8 protein-coding genes are annotated in these 9672 nt (G+C 72.6%); 5 read left to right on the top strand and 3 right to left on the bottom strand.

Features of this window, described 5'->3' with window-relative positions; all coding sequences use genetic code 11:
• The first annotated feature begins 181 nt into the window (after window positions 1–181).
• Window positions 182–1249 carry an AI-2E family transporter gene (locus tag ABD236_RS01985; RefSeq protein WP_344069127.1) on the top strand — a complete coding sequence of 356 codons (1068 nt, stop codon included), beginning with the start codon at window positions 182–184 and terminating at the stop codon, window positions 1247–1249.
• On the opposite strand, the gene ABD236_RS01980 is transcribed toward ABD236_RS01985, so the two are convergent.
• The gene (locus ABD236_RS01980; protein WP_344069124.1) at window positions 1210–3354 is read right to left on the bottom strand and encodes a SpoIIE family protein phosphatase; all 2145 of its coding nucleotides are present in this window, start codon (window positions 3352–3354) and stop codon (window positions 1210–1212) included. The two genes, ABD236_RS01985 and ABD236_RS01980, sit on opposite strands and share 40 nt — an antisense overlap.
• 107 nt (window positions 3355–3461) lie before the next feature.
• Between ABD236_RS01980 and aspS the strand changes: the two genes are divergently transcribed.
• The 4 genes from aspS (at window position 3462) to ABD236_RS01960 (ending at window position 7648) form a co-directional block, all read left to right on the top strand.
• Window positions 3462–5240 (top strand): aspartate--tRNA ligase, encoded by a 1779-nt coding sequence (gene aspS / locus ABD236_RS01975; RefSeq protein ID WP_344069120.1) that lies wholly within the window; start codon window positions 3462–3464, stop codon window positions 5238–5240.
• Window positions 5241–5518: 278 nt separating this feature from the next.
• Window positions 5519–6025 carry a SigE family RNA polymerase sigma factor gene (locus ABD236_RS01970; protein ID WP_344069117.1) on the top strand — a complete coding sequence of 169 codons (507 nt, stop codon included), beginning with the start codon at window positions 5519–5521 and terminating at the stop codon, window positions 6023–6025.
• The gene (locus ABD236_RS01965) at window positions 6018–6827 is read left to right on the top strand and encodes a hypothetical protein (RefSeq protein ID WP_344069114.1); all 810 of its coding nucleotides are present in this window, start codon (window positions 6018–6020) and stop codon (window positions 6825–6827) included. The genes ABD236_RS01970 and ABD236_RS01965 overlap by 8 nt, the downstream gene beginning before the upstream one ends.
• 32 nt (window positions 6828–6859) lie before the next feature.
• The gene (locus ABD236_RS01960; RefSeq protein WP_344069111.1) at window positions 6860–7648 is read left to right on the top strand and encodes a L,D-transpeptidase family protein; all 789 of its coding nucleotides are present in this window, start codon (window positions 6860–6862) and stop codon (window positions 7646–7648) included.
• A gap of 15 nt (window positions 7649–7663) precedes the next feature.
• On the opposite strand, the gene ABD236_RS01955 is transcribed toward ABD236_RS01960, so the two are convergent.
• Both ABD236_RS01955 and metG read right to left on the bottom strand, forming a co-directional pair.
• Complete coding sequence (locus ABD236_RS01955) at window positions 7664–7816, bottom strand: hypothetical protein (RefSeq protein ID WP_344069108.1); 153 nt, start codon at window positions 7814–7816, stop codon at window positions 7664–7666.
• A gap of 133 nt (window positions 7817–7949) precedes the next feature.
• Entirely contained in the window at window positions 7950–9566 is a 1617-nt protein-coding gene (gene metG, locus ABD236_RS01950; RefSeq protein ID WP_344069105.1) for a methionine--tRNA ligase, read from the bottom strand.
• Window positions 9567–9672: the final 106 nt, after the last annotated feature.

The raw sequence follows: 9672 nt of genomic DNA, 5'->3' as shown, positions 1-9672 counted from the left end.
CGCGCAGTTCCCCGCGCCCCTAGGTGGTTAGGGGCGCGGGGAACTGCGCGAGCAACCCACCACGGTCCGCAGCCGTAGCACCCAGCCGCCCGGCCAGGGCTTTCGGGAAGGGGTGGGTGGGGGACACCCGGCCGGGCGCGTCCCACGCGCGGCGTCGCATCCGGCGTGGTGCGCTGGCCCCGTGGAGACCAACCCACTCCTCCCCGAGCCCGCCCGCCGGCTCGCCGCCTGGTGCGTCGTCGTGCTGCTGACCACCGGCGTCGCCGCCGTCGCCATCTGGCTGTGCGTGGTGTTCAAGACCGCCGTCACCCCTGTACTGCTCGCCCTGCTCGGCACGGCCCTCCTCGGGCCCGTCTTCCGGCAGCTGCTGAAGCTGCGGATGAAGCGGTCCCTCGCGGCGGGACTCACCTGCGTCGCCCTCGTCGCGGTCGTCGGCGGCGCCGGATACGTCGTCGTCAGCGCCCTCATCGACACCGGCGACCAGATCATCGACTCGCTGCGGCAGGCGGGGCACTGGCTGGCCGACCACTTCGGGGTCGCCGGTGGCGACGGCGTCTCCAGCCTCGCCGACAACGCCAAACCGCTCCTCGGGAAGTTCGGCGCGACCGCCGCCTCGGGGCTGCTCACCGGCCTCAGCATCGTGGGCTCGCTCATCGCGACCGGGGTCCTGTCGCTGCTGCTGACGTTCTTCTTCCTCAAGGACTCCGACCGGGCCGTCCACCTGGCCCACTCGCTCGCCCCGCGCGGCACCGGGCCCGTCGTGGAGGCCATGGCCCGGCGGGCCTTCGAGGCCGTCGAGGGGTTCATGCGGGGGACCACGCTCATCGCCCTCATCGACGCCCTGTGCATCACGGTCGGGCTGCTCATCCTCCGCGTCCCCGGCGCCATCGGCCTCGGCGCGCTCGTGTTCATCGGCGCCTACATCCCGTACCTCGGCGCCTTCGTCTCCGGCGCGGTCGCCGTCCTCGTGGCGCTCGCCGACCGGGGGCTCGGCATCGCGCTCTGGACGCTCGGGGTCGTCCTCGCCGTCCAGCAGCTGGAAGGGCACATCCTGCAGCCGATGATCCAGAGCCGGACCGTGCAGATGCATCCCGCCATGGTCATGATCGCCATCACGGCGGGGGCCAGTGTCGCCGGGCTGCTCGGGATGCTGCTCGCCGTGCCCGTCGCCGCCGCCGGCTTCGGCGTCCTCGGCGAGCTGCGGAAGCGTTACGCCTCCGAGCCGCCCCCGCCGTCCAACCCCTCGTAGAGCTCGAACCAGATCGACTTCCCCTCGCCCCTGGGGTCCACCCCCCAGCGGTCCGCCAGCATCTCCATCAGCACCAGGCCGCGCCCGCTGGACGCCATCTCGCCGGGGCGGCGCTTGTGCGGCAGGTCGTCGCTGGCGTCGGCCACCTCCACGCGCAGCCGCCGCGTGCCGGGCTCACCGGTGGCCTCCGCGACCAGCAGCGCGTCGCCGTCCGTGTGGACCAGGACGTTGGTGACCATCTCGGAGACCATCAGGACCGCCGCGTCCACCTGCTCGTCGTCCGCCCAGTCGTGCAGCAGCTCGCGCAGCTGGCCACGGACCCCGGCGATTCGGTGCGGCTCGGCCTGGGCCACGGTCACGGCGGTGCGGCGGGCCGGGACCGCCCGGGCGCCCGGGGCCGTGCCGCAGCCGCACACGTCGCTGTTGCGGCACAGCAGCAGCACCGCGATGTCGTCCTCGCGGCGGTCGGCCAGCGGGCCCACCGTGTGGTGCGAGGAGGGCCCGTGCACCGCCTGGACCAGCGCGTCCGCCAGCTTCTCCAGGTTGTCCCCGGTCTCCTCCTCCAGGACCGGGCGCAGCCGGGTCCAGCCCGAGCCCATGTCGTGGCCGCCGGTCTCGATCAGCCCGTCCGTGCAGATCATCATCGTCTCGCCCGGCTCCAGGACGAGCCGGGTGGTCGGGTAGTCCGAGTCCGCCTCGATGCCCAGCGGCAGCCCGCCCGAGGTCTGGCGGATCAGCGCGGTGCCTTCGGCCGTACGGATGACGGGGTCGGGATGCCCGGCGCGGGCGATGTCCAGGCCGCCCGTCGCCGGGTCGACCTCGATGTAGAGGCAGGTCGCGAAGCGCGGGTAGTCGTCGCCGTCCCCGTCGTAGGACTCCCCGTACGACTCGGTGATCCCGTACAGGAAGCGCGAGGCGCGGGAGAGGACCGCGTCGGGGCGGTGGCCCTCGCTCGCGTACGCCCGCAGGGCGATGCGCAGCTGGCCCATCAGGCCCGCCGCCCGGACGTCATGGCCCTGGACGTCCCCGATGACCAGGGCGAACCGGCCGGACGGCAGCGGGATCATGTCGTACCAGTCGCCGCCCACCTGGAGCCCGCCGCCGGTCGGCACATAGCGCGCGGCAACCGTCATCCCCGGGATCTCGGGGCCCAGCGTCGGCATCATCGAGCGCTGGAGGCCCAGCGAGAGCTCCCGCTCGGACTCGGCCTCGCCCGCCCGCGCCAGCGCCTGGGCGAGCATCCGGGCCACCGTGGTGAGCACCGAGCGCTCGTCGGGGGTGAAGGCCACCGGGTGCTTGAAGGCGGCCATCCAGGTGCCGATGGTCCGCCCGGCCACGATCAGCGGGACAAAGGCCCAGGAGCGGCGGTCGAAGCGCTGGGCGAGCGGCCAGGTGGCCGGATAGCGGCGGCGGTACTCCTCGGGGGTGGGCAGATAGATGGCCCGGCCGGTCCGTACGACGTCGGCGGCCGGGTAGTCCGTGTCCAGCTGCATGTCCGCGAAGGGGCCGTCGTCGCCGGGGTTGTGCCCGTGGTGGCCGATGATGGAGAGCCGGTCGCCCGCCACCCCGAAGACGGCGAGCCCGTCCGGCGAGAAGCCCGGCATGGACAGCGAGGCCGCCACCCGCAGCACCTCGGCCGTGGAGCGGGCCTCGGCCAGCGCCCGGCCCGCGTCCAGCAGGAACGCCTCCCGGGAGCGCCGCCAGTCGCCGGTGATGGAGGGGTGCGCGGCGGTGGCGTCGGGGCCCGGCTCGGCGACCTCCTGGAGGGTGCCGACCAGCACGTGGTCCGGGCCCTCGGCGTCCTGCTCGAACACCGGCTTGGAACGGCTGCGTACGGTACGCAGCACCCGCCCGTTCTCGTCCATGATCCGGATCCGGGCCTCGGCGAGCGTGCCCTCCGCGACGGCCAGCGCGACGATCTGGTCGACCTCGTTCCAGTCGACGGGGTGGAAGCGGGAGCGCACGGCGGCCTCGGTGAGCTCGACCCGCTCGGCGGGCAGCCCGAGCAGGCGGGCGGCCTCGGCGTCGAGCGTGACCGTTCCGGACGCGGTGTCCCAGCGCCACAGCCCGGTGGCGATCGCAGCCAGGACGTCCTCGGTGCGCATGATCCCCACTCTAGGCAGCCCGTTTTATACCGGCGAGAGCTGCTGGGCCCGGCCGGTAACCTGGAGGGACTGTTTCCCGCCTGTCACGCGAAGAACTGGATGAAGAAATGCATCGGTACAGGTCCCACACCTGCGGCGAGCTCCGCGCCTCCGACGTCGGCGCCGACGTCCGGCTGAGCGGCTGGCTGCACAATCGCCGAGACCTGGGCGGCATCCTCTTCATCGATCTGCGCGACCACTACGGCATCACCCAGCTGGTCGCCCGCCCCGGCACGGCCGGCGCGGAGGTCCTGGACAAGCTCTCCAAGGAGACCGTCGTCCGCATCGACGGCAAGGTCGTCTCGCGCGGCGCGGAGAACGTGAACGCGGACCTGCCGACCGGCGAGATCGAGATCGAGGTCGGTGAGGTCGAGGTGCTCGGCGCGGCCGGCCCGCTGCCGTTCACGATCAACGCCGAGGACGGCGTCAACGAGGAGCGGCGCCTGGAGTACCGCTTCCTTGACCTGCGCCGCGAGCGCATGCACCGCAACATCATGCTGCGCTCGGCCGTCATCTCGGCGATGCGCCACAAGATGACCGCGCTCGGCTTCAACGAGATGGCGACCCCGATCCTCGCCGCGACCTCCCCCGAAGGCGCCCGCGACTTCGTCGTCCCCTCCCGGCTGAACCCCGGCAAGTTCTACGCGCTGCCGCAGGCCCCCCAGCAGTTCAAGCAGCTGCTGATGATCTCGGGCTTCGACCGCTACTTCCAGATCGCGCCCTGCTTCCGCGACGAGGACGCCCGCGCGGACCGCTCGCCGGGCGAGTTCTACCAGCTCGACATCGAGATGAGCTTCGTCGAGCAGGAGGACATCTTCCAGCCCGTCGAGAAGCTGATGACCGAGCTGTTCGAGGAGTTCGGCGGCGGCCGCCACGTCACCTCGCCGTTCCCGCGCATCCCGTTCCGCGAGTCGATGCTGAAGTACGGCAACGACAAGCCGGACCTGCGCGCCAAGCTGGAGCTCGTCGACATCACCGACGTCTTCGAGGGCTCGGAGTTCAAGGCGTTCGCGGGCAAGCACGTGCGCGCCCTGCCGGTGCCGGACGTCGCGGGCCAGTCCCGCAAGTTCTTCGACGGCCTCGGTGAGTACGCGGTGGAGCACGGCGCCAAGGGCCTGGCCTGGATCCGCGTCGGCGAGGACGGCACCTTCGCGGGTCCGATCGCCAAGTTCCTCACCGAGGAGAACGTCAAGGTCCTCACCGAGCGCCTGGGCCTCGCGGCCGGGCACGCCGTGTTCTTCGGCGCGGGCGAGTACGACGAGGTCTCCAAGATCATGGGCGCGGTCCGCGTCGAGGCCGCCAAGCGCGCCGGCCACTTCGAGGAGGGCGTCTTCCGGTTCTGCTGGATCGTCGACTTCCCGATGTACGAGAAGGACGAGGAGACCGGCAAGATCGACTTCTCGCACAACCCCTTCTCGATGCCGCAGGGCGGCCTGGAGGCGCTGGAGACCCAGGACCCGCTGGACGTCCTCGGCTGGCAGTACGACATCGTCTGCAACGGCATCGAGCTGTCCTCCGGCGCGATCCGGAACCACGAGCCCGAGATCATGTTCAAGGCGTTCGAGGTCGCGGGGTACGACCGGGAGACCGTGGAGCGCGAGTTCGGCGGCATGCTCAAGGCGTTCCGCCTCGGCGCCCCGCCGCACGGCGGCATCGCCCCGGGCGTGGACCGCATCGTGATGCTGCTCGCCGACGAGCCCAACATCCGCGAGACCATCGCGTTCCCGCTCAACGGCAACGCGCAGGACCTGATGATGGGCGCGCCCACCGAGCTGGACGAGACGCGGCTGCGCGAGCTGAACATCCAGCTCCGCAAGCCGGTCGCGCCCAAGGGCGCGGAGAAGTAGGCCCGGTCTTTGTCTGCGGGTGAGTGGGTGGTTGCTCGCGCAGTTCCCCGCGCCCCTAGGGGGTACGGGCGACGGCGATGGCGAAGCCGAGCCTTTTAGGGGCGCGGGGAACTGCGCGACCAGCCCCCACCGGCCCGCAGACGAACGCACTCCTCGTACGGAGAAGGACCCGGATCCATCGCGGATCCGGGTCCTTCTCCGTGTCCGGGGCAACCTGCCGGGGATCCCACCGCGTTCGACAGGTGTGAGAGCCCGGACGGACAGACGAGGAAACGACCATGCGCCCCCCAGGACCCGACGGATTCGAGGAGTTCGTCGCCGCCCGGGGGCACCGGCTGCTGCGGGTGGCCTGGCTGCTGACCGGCGACGCGCATCTGGCGGAGGACCTGCTCCAGACCGCGCTCGCCAAGGTGTGGCCCCGATGGCACCGGATAGCCGACGACCACCCCGAGGCGTATGTCCGCAAGACGCTGGTGACCACCTACACCTCCTGGTGGCGGCGGCGCTGGCGGGGCGAGGTCCCGCACGGCGAACTCCCGGACGCGGCGGGCCCGTTCGACGCGTACGAGAGCGTCGACCTGGAGCAGTCGCTGGCGGCGGCCGTCCGCGCGCTGCCCGCCCGGCAGCGCGCGGTGGTGGTGCTGCGCTACTTCGAGGACCTCGGGGTGGACGAGACGGCGGCGGTGCTCGGCTGTGCGCCGGGCACGGTCAAGAGCCAGGCCGCCAAGGCGCTGCGCACCCTGCGGGGGCTGCTGCCCGTACTGGTCGAGGAGCACCGTGACTGACCAAGGCCCACCCCTGGGGGACGACGAGCAGGCGCTGCGGGTCCTGCTGGAGCGGGCCGTGCCCCGGCTGCCGGACCCCGCGACCCGGCTGGACAAGGTGCGCGAGCGGCTGGCGCGGCGCAGGCGCCGCCGGGCCGCCGGAGGCGCGGTGGCGGCGGTGGTCTCGCTGGTGGCGGCGGGCGCGCTGCTGCCGGACGCGCTCCGCGGCGCACAGGAGCGGGTGCCGCCGGCCGCGTCCCCGCGCGCGGTGACCGAACCCGCCGGGCTCCGGGCCGCCTTCCCCGACCTCGGCGGTCTGGTGCTGCGGCTGCCCGCGTCCTGGTCCGCGCTGCGGCTGCCCGACGGGGTGGCGCAGAAGAGCAAGACGCTGCCGGCCGGCTATGTGGCCGGGCAGCCGCTGAGGTCGTACGAGGAGGCCTGCTCGGAGCTGAGGAAGCCGGACGGCACCGGGGTGCTGTGCGAGCCGCTGGAGCGGCTGGCGCCCGGCAGCCCGCTGCTCACGCTGTGGGGGCTGCCGGGCGGCCGGGACGGCGGCCAGGCGCTGCCGCCGGGGACCGCCATGGAGCGCGCCCGCGAGGTTCCGGCGGGCTGCCGCCGGATGGGCGCCACCGCCTACTACACGACCACGCGCGCGACGGCCGACCCCACGACGGTCCTGTACGCCACCGTGTGCGCCGGCGGCCCCGACCCCGACCGGCGCGCAGCCGAGGTCCGCGCGCTCCTGGACAGCGCGGCCTACGACCTCTCCCCGCCCACCGAGGCCCCCACCCCCGGCCCCGTCCTCAAGGGGAGGGGCCGGTGACCGCCGCCCGCCGCGCGCGCGGAGGCCCCACCATGTCCTCGCGTTCCGCCCGGAGCTCCCGGGGAGCCCGGGCCGCCGTCGCCCTGGCGGCGCTGCTGCTCACCGGGTGCGGCCACAACGGCGAGGGCGTACGGGAGGAGGGCGACGGGCCCGGGACGCTGGCCGACGTGACCACCGACGCGGGGAGCGGCGCGCACGCCGGACGGGCCGCGCCCGCACCCGTACGCCCCCGTGAGATCCCCGCGCTCGGCCCCGGCACCCGGGCCCGTGTCCCCGCCGCCAGCACCCAGGTGCTCGTCGTCACCGGCGAGGGGCGCGACGCCAGCCGGTCCACCGCCGTCCTCTACACCCGCGACCCGGCGCAGGGCTGGACACCCGCCGGCGGCCCCTGGCCCGCCCGCAACGCGGCGCGCGGCTGGACCGACGAGCACCACGCGGGCGATCTGCGCTCGCCCGTCGGCGTCTTCGGCCTGACCGACGCGGGCGGCCGGCTCGCCGACCCCGGTACGCGACTGACGTACGACCGCACCTCGGCCTTCACCGCGCGCGGAACCGGCGTCGAGGGCGAACCGCTCGCCGGGTCGTTCGACTACGTGGTGGCGGTCAACTACAACCGCCGGCCCGGCACCACCCCGCTGGACTGGACCCGTCCGCTCGGCGCCGGCCGGGGCGGCGGCATCTGGCTCCACGTCGACCACGGCGGCCCCACCCACGGCTGCGTGGCACTGCCGAAGGAGCGGATGCGGCAACTGCTGCTCGCGCTGGACCCGGCGCGTACTCCGGTGGTGGTGATGGGGGACGCGGCGGCACTCGCCCGCTGACCCCCGGGCGGCGGCTCAGTCCTCGGCCGGGCCCAGCGGGTCCGGCGAGGGCGGGCCGCACGGGCGGCTGGTGCTCTGCCGGTTCGCCTCGCGGACCTTCTCCAGCAGCTCCTCGCGGCGGCGTCGTGCGTCGTCCTCCGCCTGCTCCTGTTCGGTGCTCCTCGTCACTGTGCGCACCCCCTCGGTACGTATCCCCGTGTGCGCAGCGTGCGCGTACGGGACGCGGCCCGCAACCCGGGGCGGGGCAGACGAAAGGCCCGGAACCCGTTCGCCGGGGTTCCGGGCCTTTCACGCGCACGCGTTACGCGGGCTTCTCCTCCAGGCGCGGGAACAGCACCGCGCCCTTCGTCACCGTCGCCCCGGCCGGCAGCAGGCCCCAGCGGCCCGCGTCCTGGACGCGCTGGTCGGCCAGCGGGCCCAGGTCGGCCGCCTCGGCGCCCAGCGAGTCCCACAGCTTCTGCGAGGTGTCCGGCATGACCGGGTTGAGCAGCACGGCGACCGCGCGCAGCGCCTCGGCGGCGGTGTAGAGGATGGTGGCCAGGCGCGCCCGGCCCTCCTCCGACTCGTCCTTGGCCACCTTCCACGGCTCCTGCTCCGTGATGTAGCCGTTGACCTGCTTCACGAAGTCGAAGACCGCCAGGATGCCGCCCTGGAAGTCCAGCTCGTCGCCGATCTTCCGGTCCGCCTCGGCCACGGCCTTCGCCAGGCCGTCGGCGATCGCCTGCTCGGCCTCGCCGGCGGCCGTGGCCGCGGGCAGGGTGCCGCCGAAGTACTTGCCGACCATCGCCGCCACGCGCGAGGCGAGGTTGCCGTAGTCGTTGGCGAGCTCCGAGGTGTACCGGGCGGTGAAGTCCTCCCAGGAGAACGAGCCGTCCTGGCCGAAGGCGATGGCCCGCAGGAAGTACCAGCGGTAGGCGTCGACGCCGAAGTGCGAGGTGAGGTCCTGCGGCTTGATGCCGGTCAGGTTCGACTTCGACATCTTCTCGCCGCCGACCATCAGCCAGCCGTTGGCCGCGACCTTGCCCGGCACCGGCAGGCCCTGCGCCATCAGCATCGCGGGCCAGATCACCGCGTGGAAGCGGAGGATGTCCTTACCGATGAGGTGGACGTTCGCCGGGAAGGTCTCGTCGAACTTCGCCTGGTCGGAGCCGTAGCCGACGGCGGTGGCGTAGTTCAGGAGGGCGTCGATCCACACGTAGATGACGTGCTTGTCGTCCCACGGGACCGGGACGCCCCAGTCGAAGGTGGAGCGGGAGATCGACAGGTCCTGGAGGCCCTGCTTGACGAAGTTCACGACCTCGTTGCGGGCCGACTCGGGCTGGATGAAGCCGGGGTTGGCCTCGTAGAACTCGACCAGCTTCGGGCCGTACTCGGAGAGCTTGAAGAAGTAGTTCTCCTCCTTGAGGATCTCCACCGGCTTCTTGTGGACGGGGCACAGCTTGGTGCCGTCCTCGGCCTCGATGAGGTCGCCGGGGAGCTTGTACTCCTCGCAGCCCACGCAGTACGGGCCCTCGTAGCCGCCCTTGTAGATCTCGCCCTTGTCGTACAGGTCCTGGACGAACTCCTGCACCCGGTCGGTGTGCCGCTTCTCCGTCGTACGGATGAAGTCGTCGTTCGCGATCTCCAGGTGCTCCCAGAGGGGCTTCCAGGCCTCCTCGACGAGCTTGTCGCACCACTCCTGCGGCGTGACGTTGTTCGCCTCCGCGGTGCGCATGATCTTCTGACCGTGCTCGTCCGTGCCGGTGAGGTACCACACCTTCTCGCCGCGCTGACGGTGCCAGCGCGTGAGCACGTCGCCTGCGACGGTCGTGTAGGCGTGGCCCAGGTGAGGAGCGTCGTTGACGTAGTAAATGGGGGTCGAGACGTAGAACGACTTCACGTCATTCGCCCCCTGCTTCTCGGATCCAGTGGCCGCCATGGTCGAAATCCTAACGGCCTCGGGGAGATCCACTCACCCGCGTAATTGCGGGGCGCTGGGCCCGGTCTTGGTCTGCGGGTGTGTGGGTGGCTGGTCGCGCAGTTCC

Source organism: Streptomyces crystallinus (genome assembly GCF_039521265.1).
Classification (GTDB): Bacteria; Actinomycetota; Actinomycetes; order Streptomycetales; family Streptomycetaceae; genus Streptomyces; species Streptomyces crystallinus.
Note: the sequence above shows the minus strand (reverse complement) of the source record. Positions and strands in the feature narration are given on the sequence as shown.